General features: G+C 70.6%; 16 protein-coding genes. 6 read left to right on the top strand and 10 right to left on the bottom strand.

Annotation, left to right across the window (positions count from 1 at the left end; genetic code table 11):
* Positions 1-4: 4 nt before the first annotated feature.
* Positions 5-3,169 carry an AAA family ATPase gene (locus BHU06_RS18195; RefSeq protein ID WP_217494355.1) on the bottom strand — a complete coding sequence of 1,055 codons (3,165 nt, stop codon included), beginning with the start codon at positions 3,167-3,169 and terminating at the stop codon, positions 5-7.
* Positions 3,170-3,287: 118 nt separating this feature from the next.
* Between BHU06_RS18195 and BHU06_RS22600 the strand changes: the two genes are divergently transcribed.
* Both BHU06_RS22600 and BHU06_RS18190 read left to right on the top strand, forming a co-directional pair.
* Positions 3,288-3,497 carry a hypothetical protein gene (locus BHU06_RS22600; RefSeq protein WP_139147109.1) on the top strand — a complete coding sequence of 70 codons (210 nt, stop codon included), beginning with the start codon at positions 3,288-3,290 and terminating at the stop codon, positions 3,495-3,497.
* An 18-nt stretch (positions 3,498-3,515) separates the two neighbouring features.
* The gene (locus BHU06_RS18190; protein ID WP_070400624.1) at positions 3,516-3,875 is read left to right on the top strand and encodes a group 1 truncated hemoglobin; all 360 of its coding nucleotides are present in this window, start codon (positions 3,516-3,518) and stop codon (positions 3,873-3,875) included.
* A gap of 31 nt (positions 3,876-3,906) precedes the next feature.
* Here BHU06_RS18190 and BHU06_RS18185 read toward each other — a convergent pair whose 3' ends face one another.
* The 4 genes from BHU06_RS18185 to BHU06_RS18170 form a co-directional block, all read right to left on the bottom strand.
* Positions 3,907-5,058 carry an aminotransferase class V-fold PLP-dependent enzyme gene (locus tag BHU06_RS18185; RefSeq protein WP_070400623.1) on the bottom strand — a complete coding sequence of 384 codons (1,152 nt, stop codon included), beginning with the start codon at positions 5,056-5,058 and terminating at the stop codon, positions 3,907-3,909.
* A gap of 69 nt (positions 5,059-5,127) precedes the next feature.
* Positions 5,128-5,652, bottom strand: coding sequence for a signal peptidase II (gene lspA, locus BHU06_RS18180; protein ID WP_070400622.1), 525 nt, complete (start codon positions 5,650-5,652; stop codon positions 5,128-5,130).
* Positions 5,652-8,516 carry an isoleucine--tRNA ligase gene (ileS, locus tag BHU06_RS18175; protein ID WP_070400621.1) on the bottom strand — a complete coding sequence of 955 codons (2,865 nt, stop codon included), beginning with the start codon at positions 8,514-8,516 and terminating at the stop codon, positions 5,652-5,654. The genes lspA and ileS overlap by 1 nt, the downstream gene beginning before the upstream one ends.
* 117 nt (positions 8,517-8,633) lie before the next feature.
* A complete protein-coding gene (locus tag BHU06_RS18170; RefSeq protein ID WP_070400620.1) occupies positions 8,634-9,698 on the bottom strand; it encodes a bifunctional riboflavin kinase/FAD synthetase in 1,065 nt (354 codons plus the stop codon).
* Between the two features lie 163 nt (positions 9,699-9,861).
* Here BHU06_RS18170 and BHU06_RS18165 point away from each other — a divergent pair, with 163 nt between their 5' ends.
* Complete coding sequence (locus BHU06_RS18165; RefSeq protein ID WP_070400619.1) at positions 9,862-10,419, top strand: HNH endonuclease; 558 nt, start codon at positions 9,862-9,864, stop codon at positions 10,417-10,419.
* An 84-nt stretch (positions 10,420-10,503) separates the two neighbouring features.
* On the opposite strand, the gene BHU06_RS18160 is transcribed toward BHU06_RS18165, so the two are convergent.
* The gene (locus BHU06_RS18160) at positions 10,504-11,619 is read right to left on the bottom strand and encodes an acyl-CoA dehydrogenase family protein (RefSeq protein WP_070400618.1); all 1,116 of its coding nucleotides are present in this window, start codon (positions 11,617-11,619) and stop codon (positions 10,504-10,506) included.
* Positions 11,620-11,629: 10 nt separating this feature from the next.
* On the bottom strand, positions 11,630-12,811 hold the full coding sequence (locus BHU06_RS18155) for an acyl-CoA dehydrogenase family protein (protein ID WP_070400617.1): 1,182 nt from the start codon (positions 12,809-12,811) through the stop codon (positions 11,630-11,632).
* A gap of 128 nt (positions 12,812-12,939) precedes the next feature.
* Between BHU06_RS18155 and purN the strand changes: the two genes are divergently transcribed.
* A complete protein-coding gene (purN, locus tag BHU06_RS18150; protein WP_070400616.1) occupies positions 12,940-13,536 on the top strand; it encodes a phosphoribosylglycinamide formyltransferase in 597 nt (198 codons plus the stop codon).
* A 17-nt stretch (positions 13,537-13,553) separates the two neighbouring features.
* Here the strand turns inward: purN and BHU06_RS18145 are convergent, their stop codons facing one another.
* The 3 genes from BHU06_RS18145 to BHU06_RS18135 form a co-directional block, all read right to left on the bottom strand.
* Positions 13,554-14,171 carry a LysE family translocator gene (locus BHU06_RS18145; RefSeq protein WP_070400615.1) on the bottom strand — a complete coding sequence of 206 codons (618 nt, stop codon included), beginning with the start codon at positions 14,169-14,171 and terminating at the stop codon, positions 13,554-13,556.
* Between the two features lie 85 nt (positions 14,172-14,256).
* Entirely contained in the window at positions 14,257-15,027 is a 771-nt protein-coding gene (locus BHU06_RS18140) for an AraC family transcriptional regulator (protein ID WP_070400614.1), read from the bottom strand.
* A gap of 38 nt (positions 15,028-15,065) precedes the next feature.
* Positions 15,066-16,685, bottom strand: coding sequence for a peptide chain release factor 3 (locus tag BHU06_RS18135; RefSeq protein ID WP_070400613.1), 1,620 nt, complete (start codon positions 16,683-16,685; stop codon positions 15,066-15,068).
* A gap of 36 nt (positions 16,686-16,721) precedes the next feature.
* Here BHU06_RS18135 and BHU06_RS18130 point away from each other — a divergent pair, with 36 nt between their 5' ends.
* Together BHU06_RS18130 and BHU06_RS18125 are read left to right on the top strand one after the other, a co-directional pair.
* Positions 16,722-17,993: an RsmB/NOP family class I SAM-dependent RNA methyltransferase gene (locus BHU06_RS18130; RefSeq protein ID WP_070400612.1), complete on the top strand. Its 1,272-nt coding sequence runs from the start codon at positions 16,722-16,724 to the stop codon at positions 17,991-17,993.
* A gap of 166 nt (positions 17,994-18,159) precedes the next feature.
* Positions 18,160-19,386 carry a fatty acid desaturase gene (locus tag BHU06_RS18125; RefSeq protein WP_070400611.1) on the top strand — a complete coding sequence of 409 codons (1,227 nt, stop codon included), beginning with the start codon at positions 18,160-18,162 and terminating at the stop codon, positions 19,384-19,386.
* Positions 19,387-19,406 lie beyond the last annotated feature (20 nt).

Below are 19,406 nucleotides of genomic sequence, written 5' to 3'. Positions count from 1 at the left end.
GCGCTCAGCGCCGCAGCGCGGCGAGCTTGTCGGCGCAGCGGGTCGCGTCCAGGGCATGGCCCGCGTCGCGAAAACCCGCGGCCGCCGCCGCGAAACGCGCGCGCGCGAGGTCGGGCGCCTGGCCGCGCGCCAAGGCCATATGGCCTTGCACCTCGGCGTGCGCGGCGTGCCAGGCCGGCAAGCGCATGACCACCTGCGCCAGGTAGGCGCTCTGCGCCTCGAACCGCTCGGCCTGCGCCAGTTCGCCCGTGCGGGCGGCGGCGATGGCCGCCGGCACGGCGAAGGTGATGCGACAGCCAGGGCAGGTCTCCAGCGGTCCACGCACAGACTCGACCGCGTCCTCCAACGCCCAGCTGGCGTCGCCCTCGAGATCGGCCAAGGCGATGCGTGTGCCGTAGATGCGGTCGAGCAGGTGAAAGCCGACGTCGGTCTGGCGCGCCAGGTCCAGCGCGAGCGACAAGCGTTCCTGGGCCTGGTCCAGGCGCCCCCGGTGCATGGCCGCCTCGGCCAGGCGCTGCAAGGCGAAGGATTCGCCGGTGGCCGCTCCCAGGTCGCGGTGCATGTCGCGCCCGCGCGTCAGGTGGTGCTCGGCAGCGTCGATGTCGCCCGACAGCAATTCGGCCTCGCCCCGGATGGTGATGCCAAACGCTTCGCCGCGCGCCGAGCCCAGGTGGCGCGCCTCGTCGGCCAGTGCCTGCGCGAAGGCGATCACCTCTGGATAGGGGCGCGCGCCATAGAGAAAGCGCTGCACCATGCAGAGTTGGCCGTCGAACACCCGCACCGCCAGGTGCGGCAACTGCGCCGTGTCGCGCAGGTTCAACCGCACGGCCTGTGCCAGTTCGCCGCGCGCATGGGCCGCCGCCGCATGCGCCCAAGACGCGATGACCAGGGCGGCGGTGTCGCCCGAGGCCAGCGCCAGCCGCCTCGCCTCGGCCGACTTCGCGCTGCCGATGGTCGGGTCGATCGCCCCCAGCGCGGCAGCGCCACTGTAGGCCAGGGCCTCGCACAGCCGGCCTTCGTCGGTGCTGGGCGACAGCCCTTGCAGTGCCTGCACCCCGCCCTTGGGGTCGCCTTGTTTGATCTGCGCCAGCGCGGCCTTGGCGCGCAGGTCATCGGCCAATGGACCGCCATCGGCTTCGGCGGCCGCCCGAAATGCAGCCACCGCCCGCGGATCGCCCAAGGCGTCGAGCGCCTCGGCGCGCAGCCGCAGCGCCAGGGCGTGCTGGCTGTCGTGCGCCAGCACGGGCTCCAGGTGGCGCAGCGCGTCGCCGAAGGCGGCCAGCCGCAGGGCGGCCTGCGCGGCCTTGAGCAACCAGGGCTGGGCTTCGCGCAAGCTGCCCCCGGCGAGCCAGTGGCGCGCCACCAGCGCGGGCGGCAGGTCCAGCCCGGTCAGGCGCTGGGCGATCTCACGGTGCAGTTTGAGGCGGCGATGCGGCGCGATGCGGTCCACCAAGGCCTGTCGCACGAGTTCATGGCGGAAGCGGTAGCGCGTGTCGTCCACCACCAGGGTACCCCGCGCCAGAGCGAGGTCCAGCACCGCGAAGGCCTGCGCCTCGCCCGCGGGGGCGAGGGCGACCGCCGTGGCCGCATCGATGCTGTCGCCGGCCAGCGCCAGCCGGCTCATGAGGTCCAGCGAAGCGTCGGGCACGTCGCACAGGCGCTGCGTGATGGCCTCGGCCACACTGGCGGGCAGGCGCGCCGGCGCGGGCTGGGCGCAGTGCAGCAGTTCCAGGGCCACGAAGGGGTTGCCCTCGGCCAGCGCGACGATGCGGTCGATTGAGGCATCGGCGATGGGCCCGTCGGCGGCGGCCGCGAGGAGGCGGCGCTGGGCTGGCGCCTCAAGGGGCTCCAGCGCGAGCCGCTGCAGCCGCCCGAGCGCGATCAGGCGGGCGGCCCGCCGCGCCAGCGGCGCGCTGGGCAGCAGCGGCCGGGCGGACAGCCAGACGAACACCGGCGGGCCGTCGGTCACCAGATGCAGCACCGCATCGGCCTCGGCGTCGTCGAGCAGGTGGGCGTCGTCGATGTGCAGCAGCACGTCGCCACCTTGCGCGGCGGCCAACAGCAGCCGCCGCAACGCGCCGATGACCTGGTGCCGGCTCAAGGGGCCGGGCAGCGCGTCGGCTGGTCCGGCCCAGGGCAGCAGCAGGGTGAGCACGGCGCGTGCCGGGCCGCCGATGGCATCGAGCAGGGAGCGGCGCTCGCGCAGCAGTTGCTCGGCCGCCGCGGCGAGCGTGCCGTAGGGGCGCCCGGTCAATGCCGCGTTGGCGCTGACCACGACCCAGCCTTCGCCGGCCCGCTCGGCGGCGAGGGCACGGGCCAGTGCCGTCTTGCCGATGCCGCCGGGTCCCTGCAGCAGCACGCCGCCAGGGCGTTGGCTGGGCGTTTGCGCCATCCAGGCGTCCAGGCGCACGCGCACCGCCTCGCGGCCCACCAGCACAGGCTCGCGCGCCGGCAGGCCCTGCGCGGCCCGTCGGTACAGGGCCAGGGTGGCGGCGTCGGGCGCGATGCCGAGCGTGTCCTGCAGCGCATCGCGCAACCGCGCATACCAACGCAGGGCGGCCGCGCGGTTGCCGTGTTCGAGTTCGGCCGCCATCAGGGTGCGGTGCGCGTGTTCGTCGGTGGGCTCGAGTTCGGTCAGGGCCTCCCATTGACCGGCGGCGCGCAGCAATTGCAGCTGCAGTCCGTGTAGACGCTCCCGCGCCGGGTCAAGCCAGGTGTCGTACGGCGCCCCGGGTAGCAGGCCGCCCGTGTACAGCCTGGCGGCGGCGGCGCAGGCTTGTGCATCGCCAGCGGCCAGTGCCGCACGCGCCTGCCGCTCGTAGTCCAGGGCATCGACCCGCAGCGCCAGTGTCGGGCCCAGCAACACCTGGCCACTTTGCAGGACCACGCTGTCCCGGCGCCCAATCGCCTGGCGAGCATGGTGCGCCGCCTTGCGCAGGTTGGCGGCCCCCGCGTCGGGCTCCAGATGCGGCCAGAGCCGATCGATCACCTGCTCGCGCGCGAGGCGATGACCGTCGCTGAGCGCCAGCAGCTGCACCAGGTGCATCGCTCGCAAGCTGGCCCAGCGCTCGCCCGACAGGCTCGTGTCGCCGAGCGCGACGCCAAAGCCGCCCAGCAAGCGGATGGACAGGGTGCTGGCGGCGGACCTGGCGACGGGGTCGGGCTCCATGTCGGGCATTGTCCGAGGGGCCCCGCCGGTCTGCAATGACAGACCGGCGCAGGAACGTTCCAGGAACGCCGGGTCGCCCATGCTGGCAACTCCCTTTTTTCACTGCACAGGAGGTGCCATGAGTTCCGATTCTTCGATGCCCGCCAAGCCCGCCGAGCGGTGGCCCGACGCCAGTCAGCGTCCCACGCCCGCGACAACGCCCATGAGCACGGCAACGCCCAAGACGACGCCCACAGGCAGCGCCCGACCCGCCGCGCAGGCCGCCGCACCCGACGCTGCCTGGGCCGGCATGGTCGAGTACGCGTCCTGGTGGCCCCACCTTCACTGAACCGTCGAGGAGAACGATATGAACGCTTCGCTGTATGACCGCCTCGGCGGTGCCGGGAAGATCGCCGCGATCGTGGACGACTTCGTCGATCGGCACGCCGTCAATCCCCTCATCGGCCCGCGCTTCCAGGGGCGCGACCTGCCCCGGCTCAAGCAGTTGGGCACGCAGTTCTTCTGCATGGGCGCGGGCGGGCCGCAGGCCTACGAAGGCCGCGACATGCGCGGCGCCCACGCCGGAATGAACATCAGCGAACAGGAGTTCATGGCCGCCCTCGACGACATCGTGGCCGCCCTGCAGGCCCAGGGCGTGGGCGTACCCGAGGTCAATGAGGTCGTGGGCGTCCTCTACTCGATGCGCGGCGAGGTGCTGCGCACCTGAGACGCGCCGGCACGGTGTCGACGCGACCCGCTCAGGCCGCGCGCACCTCGCGCAGAGGCGCGATGCGATCCAGCGCGGCCTCCAGACGCGCCACCGTGGCCGGCACGTCGTGCCACTTGTCCAGGCCGAACAGGCCAAGGCGGAAGGTTTTGAAGTCCGGGCCTTCGTCGCACTGCAGCGGGACGCCGGCGGCGGTCTGCAGGCCCAGGGCCAGGAAGGCCTTGCTCGATTGCACCTCGGCGTCGGTGGTGTGGCTCACCACCACGCCCGGGGCCTTGAAGCCCTCGGCCGCCACGCTGGGAAAGCCGTGGTGCTCCACCAGCTGGCGAACGGCCTGGCCGAGCGCGATCTGCTCGTCTCGCACGCGCGCGAAGCCGTAGGCCTCGGTCTCCAGCATGGTGGCGTGCAAACGCGCCAGCGCGTCCGTGGGCAGGGTGGCGTGGTAGGCGTGGCCGCCGCCCTCGTAGGCTTCCATGATCTGCAGCCACTTCTTCAGGTCCATGGCGAAGCTGGTGCTCTGCGTGGCGTCGATCGCGTGGCGCGCGCGCTCGCTGAGCATCACCATCGCGCAGCAGGGCGAGCTGCTCCAGCCCTTCTGCGGCGCGCTGACCAGCACGTCCACGCCGGTGGCCTTCATGTCCACCCACATCGCGCCCGAAGCGATGCAGTCGAGCACGAACAGGCCGCCCACGGCGTGCACCGCGTCGGCCACGGCCTTCAGGTAGCCGTCGGGCAGGATCATGCCGGCCGCGGTTTCCACGTGCGGGGCGAACACCAGCGCGGGCTTTTCGCGCGCGATGGTGGCCACCACCTCGTCGATCGGGGCGGGTGCCCAGGGGGCCTGCGGGCCCTTGTGCTGCGGGCGCGCCTTCATCACGGTGTGGCTCGCGGGGATCGCGCCCATCTCGAAGATCTGGGTCCAGCGGTAGCTGAACCAGCCGTTGCGGACGACCAGCACGTGTTTGCCGTGCGCGAACTGGCGCGCCACCGATTCCATGCCGAAGGTGCCGCTGCCGGGCACCAGCACGGCGGCGTGCGCGCCGTACACGCGCTTGAGCAGGGACGAGATGCCGGTCATCACGCCCTGGAAGCGCTTGGACATGTGGTTGAGCGCGCGGTCGGTGTAGACCACCGAGAACTCGTACAGGCCGTCGGGGTCGACGTCGGGCAGCAGGCCGGGCATGGGTGTCTCCTCGGATGACGAATGAGCGGGCATTCTGTCATCGCGCGGCCGAGGCCGCGAGCGCCGGCCTCAATGGGCCTGGGCGGCGCGTGACTTCCGCACGCGCAGGACCTCGTCGAGGATCAGGCAGGCCGCGCCGATGGAAATGAAGGTGTCGGCCAGGTTGAAGGACGGGAAGTGCCCGCCCGGGAACAGGCCGGCGAGGAAGGACCAGTGGAAGTCCAGCCAGTCCACCACGTAGCCGTGCACCAGGCGGTCGATCACGTTGCCGATGGCGCCGCCCAGGATGCAGGCCAGCGCGAAGGCGAACAACTTCTGTCCCGGGTGGCTGCGCAGCATCCAGACGATGAAGACCGAGGCGGCGACGCCGATGCCGGTGAAGAACCAGCGCTGCCAGCCGCTGGCGCCGGCGAGGAAGGAGAAGGCCGCGCCCTCGTTGTGCACCCGCACCACGTTGAAGAAGGACGTGACCACGACGCTGTCGCCCAGCGCGAACGTGGCCAGGATCAGCCACTTGGTGAGCTGGTCCAGCGCGAAGGCCACGGCGGCCAGGCCGAGCCAGGGCGCGATGGCGCGCAGGCTGGCGCGTGCCATCAGGCCACGGTGCGGGTTTCGCCCGCGCCGAACAGGTTGCTGGTGCAGCGGCCGCAGAGCGTGGGGTGGGCCGTGTCATGGCCGACGTCCTCGCGGTAGTGCCAGCAGCGCTCGCACTTGGGCGCGGTGGCCGGGGTGACCTTCACGGCCAGTTCGTCGCCGTCGACAACGTCGGCGGCCGAGGTGATGGTGACGAAGCGCAGGTCGTCGCCCAGCGAGCGCAGCAGCGCGGCGTCGTCGGCCGGCGCGGTGATGCTGAGCAGGGCCTGCAGCGAGGACCCGACGGCGCCCTGGGTGCGCAGGTTCTCGATCTCCTTGTTGGCGAGGTTGCGGATCTCGCACAGGCGCGTCCATTTGGCCAGCAGGCCTTCCTCGGGCGGCGGCAGGTCGGCCCAGGTCTCGAAGAAGATGGAGCCCTTGTTGGCCGCGCCCGCGAGCACCGGCCAGGCCTCCTCGGCGGTGAAGCTCATGAAGGGCGCCATCCAGCGCAGCATGGCGTGCGCGACCAGGTGCAGCGCGGTCTGCGCGCTGCGGCGGGCGTGGCTGCCGGCGGCGCTGGTGTAGAGCCGGTCCTTGAGCACGTCGAGGTAGAAGGCGCCCAGGTCCTCGGAACAGAAGACCTGCAGCTTGGCCACCACGGGGTGGAACTCGTAGCGGTCGTAGTGCGCGGTCACCTCGGCCTGGAACTGTGCGGTGCGCGCCAAGGCCCAGCGGTCGATCTCCAGCAGGTCCTTCAGCGGCACGGCGTGCTTCGCGGCGTCGAAGTCGCTCAGGTTGGCGAGCAGGAAGCGCAGGGTGTTGCGGATGCGGCGGTAGGCGTCGACGACGCGCGCGAGGATCTTGTCGTCGCCCGCGATGTCGCCCGAGTAGTCGCTGGCGGCCACCCACAGGCGGATGATCTCGGCGCCCAGCTTCTTGTTCACGTCCTGCGGGTCGATGCCGTTGCCCAGCGACTTGCTCATCTTGCGGCCCTGGCTGTCCACCGTGAAGCCGTGCGTGAGCAGGCCGCGGTAGGGCGCGCGGTCGAACAGGGCGCAGCCCAGCAGCAGCGAGCTGTGGAACCAGCCGCGGTGCTGGTCGTGGCCTTCGAGGTAGAGGTCGGCCTCGGGGCCCTGCGAGTGACAGGCGCCGTTGGGGTAGGCGTGCGCGTGGCTGCCCTCCTTCGCGTTGAGCACGTGCCAGAAGGTGGAGCCGGAGTCGAACCAGACCTCGAGGATGTCGCTGCTCTTGTCGTAATGCGGCGCGTCCTCGGCCCCCAGGATTTCTTCTGTGGTGGCGCGGCTCCAGGCCTCGATGCCGCCTTTTTCGACGATGGCGGCGGCCTGGTCGAGGATCTCCATGGTGCGCGGGTGCAGTTCGCCCGTGGCCTTGTGCAGGAAGAAGGGGATGGGCACGCCCCAGCTGCGCTGGCGCGAGATGCACCAGTCGGGCCGGTTGGCGATCATGTCGCGCAGGCGCGCGCGGCCGTTCTCGGGGTAGAAGCCGGTGTGGTCGATGGCCTCGAGCGCGGTCTGGCGCAGGGTCTTGGGCGCCTTGTCCTTGGTGAACACGCCCTCGCCCTCGTCCATGCGGATGAACCACTGCGCGGCGGCGCGGTAGATCACCGGCGTCTTGTGGCGCCAGCAGTGCGGGTAGCTGTGGGTGATGCCCACGGTGCTCATGAGCCGGCCGGCGGCCTTGAGCGCCGCGATGATGTGCGGCACGGCCTTCCAGATGTGCTGGCCGCCGAACAGCGGGAAGTCGGCCGCGTAGACGCCGTTGCCTTGCACGGGGTTGAGCACGTCCTCGACCTTGAGGCCGTTGCTGATGCAGGAGTTGAAGTCGTCCAGGCCGTAGGCGGGCGAGGAGTGCACGATGCCCGTGCCGTCGCTGTCGCTCACATAGTCGGCCAGGTACACGGGCGACAGGCGCCGGTAGCCCTTGTCCGCCTCGTACAGCGGGTGGCGGAAGTTCAGGCCGCCCAGTTGTTCCCCCTTGGTGACGGCCAGGACCGTGCCTTCCAGCCCGAAGCGCTCCAGGCACTTCTCGACCAGGGTTTCGGCCAGCACCAGGCAGCCCTTGGGCGTGTCGACCAAGGCATAGCTGAGCTCGGGGTGGGCGTTGAGCGCCTGGTTGGCCGGGATGGTCCAGGCGGTGGTGGTCCAGATGACGGCGAAGCCGCTTTTGCCGGGCGGCAGGGCGGCCAGGCCGAAGGCGGCGGCCAACTGGCCGGCGTCGTCGGTCTCGAAGGCCACGTCCAGCGTGTCGCTCTGCTTGTCGGCGTACTCGATCTCGAATTCGGCGAGCGAGCTGCCGCAGTCGAAGCACCAGTACACGGGCTTGAGGCCCCGGTAGACGAAGCCGCGCTCGATCACGCGCTTGAAGGCGCGGATTTCGCCGGCCTCGTTGGCCGGGGCCATGGTGAGGTAGGGGCGCTCCCAGTCGCCCAGGATGCCCAGGCGCTTGAAGTCAGCGCGCTGCTGGTCGATCTGCTCGGTGGCGTAGGCGCGGCTCTTGGCCTGCATCTCGTCGCGGCTGAGGTGGCGGCCGTGCTTCTTCTCGATCGCGTTCTCGATCGGCAGGCCGTGGCAGTCCCAGCCCGGGATGTACTGCGCGTCAAAGCCGGCCAGCTGGCGGCTCTTCACGATCATGTCCTTGAGCACCTTGTTGACGGCGTGGCCCATGTGGATCTGGCCGTTGGCGTAGGGCGGGCCGTCGTGCAGCACGAACAGCGGGGCGCCGCGGCGTGCGTCGCGCAGGCGCTGGTACAGGCCCTCGTCGTTCCACTGCTTGACCCAGCCCGGCTCGCGCTTGGGCAGGTCGCCGCGCATGGGGAAGGGCGTGTCCAGCAGGTTGACGGGGTAGGCGTTCTTCGTCTCGGACATGGTGTGTGGCGTGATCGCAGGGGCCAAGCTCGGCCCACGGGGCGTGGGCGGGAAAAGGGAGACGACGGGCGCGTGCCCCGAGCCTGTGGAAGGGCAACCACCGCCAGGGGGCGGTCGTCAAATTCGGTCGCGTGTGGTCTGCCGGTGGGTGCGACCGTGCATGGCCTCGAAGAACGCGCGGGCGTCGGCGACGTCCTTGGCGATGCCTTGCGTGAGGGCATCGAGGCTGTCGTACTTCAGCTCGTCGTGCAGTTTGTGCAGCAGTTCCACGCGCACGATTTTACCGTAGGCCTCCCCGCCGGGCAGGCGCTGGGACAAGGCCGCGGGCCAGTCCAGGCAATGGGTTTCCAGCAGCACACGCCCGCCGTTGACGTCGTTCGGGTCCAGCGAGGGCCGCACGCCCAGGTTGGCCACGCCGCGCAGGGGCTCGTCCCACAGGCCGTGCACCAGCACCGCGAAGATGCCGCTGGCGGCCGGCTTCCAGTGCGCGAAGCGCAGGTTGAGGGTGCGAAAGCCGTCGTGGCGGCCTGGGGCTGACTCGGCCAGCGCCCGGCCCAGCTGGCGCCCATGCACCACGTGTCCGCTGATGGCGTAGGGCCGGCCCAACAGGGCGGCGGCGTCGTCCAGGCGGCCTTCGGCCAAGGCCTCGCGCACGGCCGAGCTGGACACGCGCAGGCCGTGCACCTCGTAGCTCTGCATGCGCGCCACGTCGAAGCCCTGGCGCGCGCCGGCCGCGTCGAGCATGGCGTAGTCGCCCGCGCGCTGGGCCCCGAAGCGGAAGTCGTCGCCCACCAGCACGTAGCGCACGCCCAGGGCTCCGACCAGGGTGTCCTCGATGAAGGAGGCGGCGGTCTGCGAGGCCAGGCGCTCGTTGAAGGGCAGGATCACGCAGCGGTCCACCCCGCAGCGCTGCAGCTCCTCCAGCTTGTCGCGCAGGGTGGCGATGCGCGCGGGCGCCAGCTCGGGCTTGCGGTGGCGGGCGGCGAAGTAGTCGCGCGGGTGCGGCTCGAAGGTCATCACGCAGCTGGGCACGCCGCGGTGGCGGGCCTCGTTGCGCAGCAGCGCCAGCATGGCCTGGTGGCCACGGTGCACGCCGTCGAAGTTGCCGATGGTGAGGGCGCAGCCGCGCACGCCGTCGGGCGTGCCGTGGGGGCGGTTCCAGAGGCCGCGGAGGATTTGCATGGGGAAGGGCGGGGCGGGAAGGTTTGTCACATCGCGGGGGCTTGTCCCGCATGGACGCGGATTCGTCGTCGAAGGTTGTTATATTGGCACACGAAAACGCAGGCCCCGGGCTCCATGCGGGTTCCGGGTCTTTCCGGTGTCTTGACGCACGAAGGAGCCCGTTTTGAAGGTCTTGAAACTCTCGGCGCAGGGACTGCCCCAGTCCTGGATCAGCCTCGAAGAAGCCGTGTTGCACTACGCGGCCGAGGAGGTGCGCTGGGAGGCGGGTGCCGAGATCGCGGTGTTCCACGGCGGCCACAACGCCGTCACGGGCCTGCAGTCGGTGATCACGGTCAATTCGATCATCGGCACCCAGGGCGTGCCGCGCATCAACCCCTTCGAGCTGCGGCCCACGCTCACGAACCAGAAGCTGTTCTCGCGCGACCGCAACGTCTGCGCCTATTGCGGCCACCATTTCCACGAGGAAGACCTGACGCGCGAGCACATCGTGCCCTTCGGCCAGAACGGGCGCGACACCTGGATGAACGTGGTGACGGCCTGCAAGTCGTGCAACCACCGCAAGGGCAACCGCACGCCCGAGCAGGCGCACATGCCGCTGCTGTATACGCCCTACGTGCCCAGCCTGTGGGAGGACTTCATCCTGCGCAACCGCCGCATCCTGGCGGACCAGATGGAGTTCCTGATGGCGCACCTGCCGAAGTCGTCGCGCCTGCATGCCTGACCCAGAAACGCCGCGGAACCGGCGTTGCCGGGCCGCTGGCGTTGCCCCCTTGAGGGGGTGACGCGCCGCAGGCGCGGCGCGGGGTCAGGCGAACACGCCAGCGGTGTCCTGCATGCGCCCGGACACCTCGCCCAGGTGGTGCAGGGTGTCGCCGAACGTCATTTCCAGCTGGGTGAGCTTCTTGAAGTAGTGGCTGCCAATGTACTCGTCGGTCACGCCGATGCCGCCGTGCAGCTGCACCGATTGCTGGCCGATGAAGCGCATGGCGTTGCCCAGCTGCACCTTGGCGCGGGCCATGGCGGCGCGGCGCTCGGCCGCGGGGGCGTTGAGCTTCAGGCTGGCGTAGTAGCTCATGGAGCGCGCCAGCTCCAGCTGCATCTTCATGTCGGCCACGCGGTGGCGCAGGGCCTGGAAGCTGGCGATGGCCACGCCGAACTGCTTGCGCGTGTTCATGTAGTCCACCGTGAGCGCCAGCGTCTGCTCCATCACCCCCACGCCCTCGGCGCAGGTGGCGGCGATGCCCACGTCCACCGCGTGCTCCAGCGCGGCCTGACCATTGGCGGTGACCAGCACGGCCGGGGCCTTGTCCAGCGCCAGGTCGCCGGCGCGGCTGCCGTCCTGCGTGGGATAGCCGGTGGTCTTCACGCCGCTGGCGTCGGCCTCCACCAGGAACAGGGCGGGTTGGCCATTGGCCACGGCGGGCACCAGGAAGGCGTCGGCGCGGTCGGCCGCCGCCACGAGGTGCTTGTTGCCGGACACGGTCCAGGCGCCGCCCGCCTGGCTGGCGGTGGCGGCGAGGCGGTCGAGCCGGTAGCGCGCGCCGCGCTCCTGCAGGGCCAGCACCACCAGGGCCTCGCCGCTGGCGATGCGGGACAGCCAGCCGGCCTTCACGTCGTCCGCGCCATAGGCGCCGATGACGCCGCTGACGAGCAGGGTCTGCGCGAGCGGCTGGAGCACCAGGCCGCGGCCCAGCTCCTCCATCACCACCATGGCCTCGACCGGGCCCATGCCCAGGCCGCCGTTGGTTTCATCGACCAGCAGGCCGGTCAGGCCCAGGTCGGCGAGTTCCTGGTAGACGCCGCGGTCGAATCCGCCGGCTTGCACGATGGCGCGCCGGCGCTCGAAGCTGTAGGCCTTCTCCACCCACTTCTGCACGGCGTCGCGCAGCGCGACCTGGTCGTCGGAAAAATCGAAGTCCATTCTTGTCTCCTCAGCCCAGCACGGTCTGCGCCACGATGTTGCGTTGCACCTCGTTGGAGCCGCCGTAGATCGTGGTCTTGCGCATGTTGAAGTACGTGGAGGCGAGCGGCGCGTTGGCCAGCACGCCGCCGGGAAAGTCGCCCTGCCAGCCGGCTTCCATGGCCTCCTCGATGAAAGGCAGGCTGTAGGGGCCGGCGGCGAGCATCATGAGCTCGCTGTAGCGCTGCTGGATTTCGCTGCCGCGGATCTTGAGCAGGCCGGCGATGTCCAGCGAGTTCTTGCCCGACTTCTCGGCCGAGAGCACGCGCAGCACCAGCATCTCCAGTGCCACCACGTCCACCTCGAGCAGCGCGATCTGGTCGCGAAATCGGGTGTCGTCCCACACGCCCTCGGTCTTGGCGATGCGCTTGAGGCGCTCCAGCTCGCGCTTGGCGCGGTTCACGTCGGCGATGTTGGTGCGCTCGTGGCTGAGCAGGTGCTTGGCGTAGGTCCAGCCCTTGTTCTCCTCGCCGATCAGGTTCTCGGCCGGCACCTCGACGTTGTCGAAGAAGACCTCGTTGACCTCGCATTCGCCGTCCAGCAGCTTGATGGGGCGCACCGAGACACCCTTGGACTTCATGTCCAGCAGCAGAAAGGAGATGCCGGTCTGCGGTTTGCCCTCGGTGCTGGTGCGCACGAGGTTGAACATCCAGTCGCCATACTGGCCCAGCGTGGTCCAGGTCTTCTGGCCGTTGACGATGTATTTGTCGCCCTTGCGCTCGGCGCGCGTCTTGAGCGAGGCCAGGTCCGAGCCCGAGCCCGGCTCGCTGTAGCCCTGGCTCCACCAGACCTCGCCGCTGGCGATGCCGGGCAGGAAGCGTTCTTGCTGTTCCTTGTTGCCGAAGGCCATGATGACCGGCGCCACCATCACCGGCCCGAAGGGCACGATGCGCGGCGCGCCGGCCAGGGCGCATTCCTCCTCGAACAGGTGCTTTTGCACCGCGCTCCAGCCCGGGCCGCCGAACTGTTGGGGCCAGCCGTAGCCCAGCCAGCCCTTCTTGCCCAGGATCTTCGCCCAGCGCTGCATGTCGTCGCGCGTCAGGCGCAGGGCGTTGTGCACCTTGTGGCTGATCTCGGCGGGCAGGTTGGCGCGCACCCAGGCGCGTATCTCGTCGCGAAACGCCTGCTCCTCAGGCGTGAAGGCCAGATCCATCGTGTGTCTCCTCGGCGGGGGCCCAACGGGCCCCGGGTTGCGTGTGAATCGAGTTTCGCACGACCGTTCGTTTTTTGCGTGTCGAGGCGGCGACAAGCCGCCGGCCTGCCTCATTACACTCCCGCCCCATGCCAGCGCGCCCAGCCCGTCCGATTGTCATCCTCATCTCGGGCAGCGGCTCGAACATGGCCGCCCTGGTGGAGGCGTCGGCGCGGGATCGCTGGGGCGAGCGCTTTGGCGCGGGCGTGGTGGCGGTGCTGAGCAACCGGCCCGACGCCGCCGGCCTGGCCTGGGCCCGCGAACGCGGGCTGGCCACCGCGGTGGTCGACCACCAGCGGCACGCCGACCGCGAGGCCTTCGACGCCGCGCTCATGGCCACCATAGACGCCCACGCGCCCGCGCTGGTGCTGCTGGCGGGCTTCATGCGCATCCTCACGCCGGGCTTCGTGCGCCACTACGAGGGCCGGCTGCTCAACATCCACCCCAGCCTGTTGCCGGCCTTCCCCGGCCTGAAGACGCACCAGCGCGCCATCGAGATGGGCTGCCGCGTGGCCGGCGCCACGGTGCACCGCGTCACCGGCGAGCTCGACCATGGCGAGATCCTGGCGCAGGCGGTGGTGCCCGTGCTGCCCGGCGACACGGCCGAGGCGCTGGCGGCGAGGGTGCTCACGCAGGAGCACCTGATCTACCCGCGCGCCGTGGAGCGCTGCCTGGCGGGCGGCTGAGGGCCCGCCGGGGCGGTTCAGCGCCCGCTCAGCGCGAGCTTGGCCGCCATCAGCGCGAAGGCGGCCGAGAAGCCGCGGCGCAGCGCGTCCTGCGTGCGCCGCGAGGCCAGCACGCGCTGGCGGAAGGCGTCGGCGAGCGCACCGTAGGCCACGAACACGGCCAGTGTCATGAGCATGAAGACCGCGCTCAACACGGCGAACTGCCGCATGGGCGCCGGGTTGGCCGGGTCCATGAACTGGGGCAGGAAGGCGAAGAAGAACAAGGTCAGCTTGGGGTTGAGCGCGTTGACCAGCACCGCCTTGACGACCAGGCGCAGCGGCGACTGCGGGGGCGTGCCCGGGGCCGCGGCGGCGAAGGCCGAGCGGTCGCGCCAGGTCATCCAGGCGAGGAACAGCAGGTAGAGCACGCCAGCCAGCTTCAGCAACTGGAAGGCCAGGGCGCCCGCGTGCATCACGGCGGCCAGGCCCAGCGCGGTGGCGGCCATGTGCGGCAGGATGCCCAGGGTGCAGCCCAGCGAGGCATAGGCGCTGGCGAGCCGCCCCTGAGACAGGCCCGTGGAGACGGTGAACAGCACGCCCGCGCCGGGCGTGACCACCACGACGGCGGAGGTGAGGAGGAATTCGAGGCTGGGCATGCGGCGCTCCGGGTGTCGACAGGGCGGCCCGATGAACCGGGCCCTGGGCGAATCCTGGCGCGCCGCGCGCGGGCCGTCTTGAACGTTATTGCAGCCAGGCGCGGCGCCAGGCGCCGGGGGTGAAGCCGAAGCAGCGCACGAAGTGGCGGTTCAGGTGGCTTTGGTCGGCGAAGCCGCAGGCCAGGGCGGCCTCGCTCAGGGGCGTGCCGGCGGCGATCAGCGCCCGCGCACGGCCCAGCCGCTGCTGCAGCAGCCAGGCCAAGGGCGGCAGACCGTGCGCGCGCGCGAACTGGCGCACGAGCTGGAAGCGCGACAGGCCGGCCAGGCCGGCCAACTCGTCCAGGCCGGGCGCTCGCTCCAGGCCGTCGAGCAGGCGCTCGCGCGCCCGGGCCAGGCCCAGGGTGTCGAGGCCGGATTCGCCCGGCTGGCGGTTGCCGTGGCGCTGGGCCAGCAGGCCGCAGGCGCTGGTCAGGGCCTCGTCCCAGAGCGCGTGATCCGCGGCAGGGGCGCTGCCGTCCCAGCAGAGGAACAGGCGGTGGATGGCTCCGTGCAGGAGGGGGTCGTCGAACACCGGCTGGGTGATCTCGTGGCCGGGCCGCAGGTCGGACAGCGCGGCCATGGCCTCGGGGCTGACGTGCACCATGCGCCAGCGGCGCGCCTGTTCGCCGATGGGCAGGCCGTCGTGCACCTCGCCGGGGTTGGTGGCGATCAGCTTGCCGGCGGTCGCGAGCACCGGGCCGCGGCCGCTGGCGGACCGGTGGGCGCCTTCGTCCATCACGCCGAAGCCGAAGCTGTCGTGCCAGTGCCGGCCGAAGCCGCGGGCGCTGTGCGTCAGCACGGCGTGCACGCCGGCCATGGGGCCGGGCCGAACCTGGACGTGATGGATGGGCGCCGTCACATGGACTTGTGGAAGACCAGCCCCGCGTGCTCGCGCATGGCGTGGAACCTGATTTTCGGCCAGTTGGCCTCGACCGCGCGCAACGTCGCCATGTGGTCCAGCAGCACGGTGGGCGCGTCCACCGCGTCCAGCGCGACGCGGTGGGCGTTGGCGTCGATGAAGCGCTTGAGCTCCTGCTCGCCGCCGTCCTCGGGCGCGCAGGTCACCCAGCGCGCCACGTTGTACGAGCTGCCGGTGATGCGCGCCTTGACGCCGTACTCGTGCTCCAGGCGGTGGGCCACCACCTCGAACTGCAGCTGGCCCACGGCGCCCAGCAGCAGCACGCTGCCGGCCACCGGGCGGAAGACCTGGATCGCGCCTTCCTCGCCAAGCTGGGTGAGGCCGGCGCGCAGCTGCTTGCTGCGCAGCGGATCGGCCACCTCCACGCTGCGGATGATCTCGGGCGCGAAGAAGGGCAGGCCGGTGAACTGCAGCGCCTCGCCCTCGGTCAGGGTGTCGCCCAGCTGCAGCACGCCGTGGTTGGGGATGCCGATGATGTCGCCCGCGAAGGCCTCGTCGAGCAGCTCGCGGCGCTGCGACAGGAAGCTCACCACCGTGTTGGGGCGCAGCTCCTTGCCGCTGCGCACCACCTTCAGGCGCATGCCGCGCTCGAAGTGGCCGCTGGCCACGCGCACGAAGGCGATGCGGTCGCGGTGCGCCGGGTCCATGTTGGCCTGGATCTTGAAGACCACGCCGCTGAACTTGCGCTCCTCGGGCTCGACGGTGCGCTGGATCGCCGGCCGCGGTCCGGGCGGCGGCGCCAGGTCCACCAGCGCGTCCAGCACCTCGCGCACGCCAAAGTTGTTGACGGCCGAGCCGAACAGCATGGGCGTCTGATGCCCGCCCAGGAAGGCCTGCTCGTCGAAGGCGGGCGAGGCGCCCGCCACCAGTTCCAGCTCGTCCTTGGCCTGGGCGAACTCGCTGCCGAAGCGCGTGGCGCTCTCGGGGTTGTCCAGGCCGGCCAGCACCTCTTCCTCGCCGCCGCGCTTGTCGTCGCCGGCGGCGAAGACGCGCATCTGCTCGGCGCGGCGGTCGTACACGCCACGGAAGGTCTTGCCCATGCCCACGGGCCAGGTGAAGGGCACCACCGTCATGCCCAGCTCGCGCTCGATCTCGTCCATCAGGTCCAGCGGCTGCTGCACCTCGCGGTCCATCTTGTTGACGAAGGTGATGATGGGCGTGTTGCGGGCGCGACAGACCTGCAGCAGCCGGCGCGTCTGCGGCTCCACGCCGTTGGCCGCGTCGATCACCATCAGCGCCGCGTCCACAGCGGTCAGCACCCGGTAGGTGTCCTCAGAGAAGTCCTGGTGGCCGGGGGTGTCCAGCAGGTTGATGACGCAGTCGCGGTATTCCATCTGCATCACGCTGGAGGCCACCGAGATGCCGCGCTGCTTTTCGATCTCCATCCAGTCGCTGGTGGCGTGGCGCGCGGCCTTGCGCGCCTTCACGCTGCCGGCGATGTTGATCGCGCCCGAGAAGAGCAGCAGCTTTTCGGTGAGCGTGGTCTTGCCCGCGTCGGGGTGGGAAATGATGGCGAAGGTGCGGCGCCGGCGCACCTGGTCCTGGATTTCAGACATAGCCCTCGATTATCCCAGTGGGACAATACCGCCCCCATGCACCCCAAAGCCCTGCTCGACGAATGCACCGCCCTGGTCGAGGCCGTGTTCCGTTTTGACCACCCCGCCGACGCCGTCGTCGCCCGCCATTTCCGCGAGAACAAGTCGCTGGGCCCGCGCGAGCGTGCCACCCTGTCCGATACCGTTTACGCCGCGCTGCGTGAGCGCCTCAAGTTCGAATGGCTGGCTCGGTCGGGCAGTGGCTCCAAGTGGCGCCGCCTGGCCATCCTGGGCTTCTCGGGCGACCGCGATTTCCTCAAGAGCGCGCTGAGCGAGCCGGAAAAGGTCTGGTTGGACGCCTGCGCCCAGGTGCGCGAGGACGAATGGCTGGCGCCGCACCGCCACAACCTGCCGCAGTGGCTGGCCGACGCCCTGCGCGCGCAGGTGGGCGAGGGCTTCGACGAGCTGGCCGCGAGCCTGCTGCAGCCGGCGCCGCTGGACCTGCGGGTCAACGCCCTGAAGGCCAAGCGCGAGGCGGCGCTCGCCGCGCTGCGCGCCGCGGGCCTGAAGGCCGAGCCCACGGCGCATTCGCCCTGGGGCATCCGCCTGCAGGGCAAGCCCTCGCTGGCCCGGCTGCCGGCCTTCGTGAACGGCGAACTCGAGGTGCAGGACGAAGGCTCGCAGTTGCTCGCGCTGCTGCTCGACGCCAGGCGCGGCGAGATGGTGGTGGACTTCTGCGCCGGCGCCGGCGGCAAGACCCTGGCCATCGGGGCGACCATGCGCAACACCGGTCGCCTCTACGCCTTCGACACCTCGGCCCATCGGCTCGACGCGCTCAAGCCGCGCCTGGCGCGCAGCGGCCTGTCCAACGTGCACCCCGTGGCCATCGCGCACGAGCGCGACGAGCGCATCAAGCGCCTGGCCGGCAAGATCGATCGGGTGCTGGTCGACGCGCCGTGCTCCGGCCTGGGCACGCTGCGCCGCAGCCCCGACCTCAAGTGGCGCCAGACCCCCGAGACTGTGGCCGCGCAGGCCGCCACGCAGCGCGCCATCCTGGACAGCGCGGCGCGCCTGCTCAAGCCCGGCGGGCGGCTGGTTTACGCCACCTGCAGCCTGCTGCGCGATGAAAACGAGGCCGTGGCCGAGGCCTTTTCGGCAGCGCACCCCGGCTTCGAGGTTGAACCGGTGGCGCCGTTGCTGGACGCCCTGCGCGTGCCCGACGCCCCGTCCTTGTGCGGCCCGGCCGACGAAGGGCGTTTCCTGCGCCTGTGGCCCCACCGGCACGGCACCGACGGCTTTTTCGCCGCCGTCTGGCGGAAAAAAGCTTGATCGGGGTCAATTGGCCCTGAAGTAACGGGCACTTCCGGCCTTTGCCGGGGACCAATGGCTTGGTCGGGAGACACCCCCCGCCTAAAATCCTGCCTGCGCCGCCCGCCTGCCCCGGGCGCGTGTGAAGGCTTGTCCTCCGTTTCCGGGCAGTCCTGATAGGACTTCGATGACCGCTTCCGACCCTGGTGCCTTTTCCGCGTTGCTCGACGGCGTGGTGAACTTCCTGATCAACGGCGTGACCGGCGCCAGCTGGTGGCAGGTCGTGCTGATCGCGCTGGTGCTGACGCACATCACCATCGCCAGCGTCACGATCTACCTGCACCGCCACTCGGCCCACCGCTCGCTCGATCTGCACCCGATCGCCGCGCACTTCTTCCGCTTCTGGCTCTGGATGACCACCGGCATGGTCACCAAGGAATGGACGGCCATCCACCGCAAGCACCACGCCAAGTGCGAGCAGGAAGGCGACCCCCACAGCCCGCACATCTTCGGCATCAAGAAGGTGTTCTGGGAAGGCGCCGAGCTCTACCGTGCCGAGGCCAAGAACGCCGACACCATGGCGCGCTACGGCCACAACACGCCGAACGACTGGATCGAGCGCAACCTCTACACGCGCTTCTCGGCGCTGGGCGTGAGCCTCATGCTGATCCTCGATGTGGTGCTGTTCGGCGCCCTGGGCCTGATGGTCTGGGCGATCCAGATGGCCTGGATTCCCATCACGGCCGCCGGCATCATCAACGGCATCGGCCACTGGTGGGGCTACCGCAACTTCGAGGCGGTGGACGGCAGCACCAACGTCTCGCCCTGGGGCATCATCATCGGCGGCGAGGAGCTGCACAACAACCACCACACCTACCCCACCTCGGCCAAGCTGTCGGTCAAGCCTTACGAGTTCGACATCGGCTGGATGTACATCAGCATCCTGCAGTCGCTGGGCCTGGCCACGGTCAAGAAGGTGCCGCCCAAGATGGCCTTCGGCGCCGTCAAGCCGGTGGCCGACGAGCAGACGTTGGAGGCCATCATCGCCAATCGCTATGAGGTGATGGCCGGCTACGCGCGCGAATTGCGCGAGGCCTGCAAGGTGGAAATCGCCACGCTCAAGGCCCGCCAGGCCGACGCTTCGGTGCTGACGGCCGCCAAGCGCTGGCTGCACCGCGACGACGACAAGGTGCCCGCCGCTGTCAAGCCGCAGCTGGCCCAGGTTCGCGCCGAGCACCCGGTGCTCGACAAGATGGTGACCATGCGCGAAGAGCTTCGCGCCCTGTGGTCCAGCACCAACGCCACGCGCGAGCAGCTCGCCGCCGACCTGCAGGCCTGGTGCCGCCGCGCGGAAGAGAGCGGCATCGCCGCGCTGCGCGACTTCTCCATCCGCCTGCGCTCGGCCCACGCTTGAGCGGCATGCGCTCACGCCGC

Source organism: Hydrogenophaga sp. PML113, assembly GCF_001777155.1.
Lineage (GTDB): Bacteria > Pseudomonadota > Gammaproteobacteria > Burkholderiales > Burkholderiaceae_C > Hydrogenophaga > Hydrogenophaga borbori.
Note: the sequence above shows the minus strand (reverse complement) of the source record. Positions and strands in the feature narration are given on the sequence as shown.

What these genes read in the sequence shown, in the direction of transcription:
- BHU06_RS18195 (WP_217494355.1), bottom strand. Translation starts at nt 3,169, where the DNA reads ATGGAGCCCGACCCCGTCGCCAGGTCCGCCGCCAGCACCCTGTCCATC.
- BHU06_RS22600 (WP_139147109.1), top strand. Translation starts at nt 3,288, where the DNA reads ATGAGTTCCGATTCTTCGATGCCCGCCAAGCCCGCCGAGCGGTGGCCC.
- BHU06_RS18190 (WP_070400624.1), top strand. Translation starts at nt 3,516, where the DNA reads ATGAACGCTTCGCTGTATGACCGCCTCGGCGGTGCCGGGAAGATCGCC.
- BHU06_RS18185 (WP_070400623.1), bottom strand. Translation starts at nt 5,058, where the DNA reads ATGCCCGGCCTGCTGCCCGACGTCGACCCCGACGGCCTGTACGAGTTC.
- lspA (WP_070400622.1), bottom strand. Translation starts at nt 5,652, where the DNA reads ATGGCACGCGCCAGCCTGCGCGCCATCGCGCCCTGGCTCGGCCTGGCC.
- ileS (WP_070400621.1), bottom strand. Translation starts at nt 8,516, where the DNA reads ATGTCCGAGACGAAGAACGCCTACCCCGTCAACCTGCTGGACACGCCC.
- BHU06_RS18170 (WP_070400620.1), bottom strand. Translation starts at nt 9,698, where the DNA reads ATGCAAATCCTCCGCGGCCTCTGGAACCGCCCCCACGGCACGCCCGAC.
- BHU06_RS18160 (WP_070400618.1), bottom strand. Translation starts at nt 11,619, where the DNA reads ATGGACTTCGATTTTTCCGACGACCAGGTCGCGCTGCGCGACGCCGTG.
- BHU06_RS18155 (WP_070400617.1), bottom strand. Translation starts at nt 12,811, where the DNA reads ATGGATCTGGCCTTCACGCCTGAGGAGCAGGCGTTTCGCGACGAGATA.
- purN (WP_070400616.1), top strand. Translation starts at nt 12,940, where the DNA reads ATGCCAGCGCGCCCAGCCCGTCCGATTGTCATCCTCATCTCGGGCAGC.
- BHU06_RS18145 (WP_070400615.1), bottom strand. Translation starts at nt 14,171, where the DNA reads ATGCCCAGCCTCGAATTCCTCCTCACCTCCGCCGTCGTGGTGGTCACG.
- BHU06_RS18140 (WP_070400614.1), bottom strand. Translation starts at nt 15,027, where the DNA reads ATGGCCGGCGTGCACGCCGTGCTGACGCACAGCGCCCGCGGCTTCGGC.
- BHU06_RS18135 (WP_070400613.1), bottom strand. Translation starts at nt 16,685, where the DNA reads ATGTCTGAAATCCAGGACCAGGTGCGCCGGCGCCGCACCTTCGCCATC.
- BHU06_RS18130 (WP_070400612.1), top strand. Translation starts at nt 16,722, where the DNA reads ATGCACCCCAAAGCCCTGCTCGACGAATGCACCGCCCTGGTCGAGGCC.
- BHU06_RS18125 (WP_070400611.1), top strand. Translation starts at nt 18,160, where the DNA reads ATGACCGCTTCCGACCCTGGTGCCTTTTCCGCGTTGCTCGACGGCGTG.